This window comes from Neisseria sp. P0021.S007, assembly GCF_051956855.1.
Window position 1 is genome coordinate 1 of record NZ_JBQCXA010001263.1, and the last position, 508, is coordinate 508.

Sequence of the window (508 nt, forward strand, 5' to 3'; positions counted from 1 at the left end):
CCTGACCAGAGTAGCGGCTGATTAAATGCAGTTGCGAAACAGGCACATAAAGCTGCGCTTCGCCCGCGTATTCGAGCAACATCATTTCGTTGGTTTCGTCGCCCAAGTCCATTGTGACCAAGCCCATATATCGGCCGATACCGTGTTCTTCGTGTACAACAGGATCGCCGATATTGATTTCGGCAAGGTCGCGTAACAGGCCGTCTGAAACGGCGGCGTGTTTCTTACGATGATGTTTGCTCGAGCGGGCGACATATTGATAAAGATCGGATTCGGTAATGACCGCGATGTTTTGATCTTCTAATTTAAACCCGTAAGCCAACGGCGCCACTGTAATCATCAGCGGCTCATGCGCCGACAAAAAGCCCTGCCAGTCGGACACGCTTTTGGCTTTCAAACCGTTTTGCTGCAAGAAACCGAGCATGGTTTCGCGCCGTCCCAAACTTTCGGCGCAAAGCAAAATTCGTCCGTCAAAGGCCGTCTGAAAATCTTTCAATGCCTGCAACGG

1 protein-coding gene is annotated in these 508 nt (G+C 51.0%); it reads right to left on the reverse strand.

Translation table 11 applies throughout. The features are described 5' to 3' along the window. A partial coding sequence (locus ACTHUR_RS18645; RefSeq protein ID WP_440400258.1) for a CarD family transcriptional regulator occupies window positions 1-508 on the reverse strand: 508 nt, incomplete at both ends.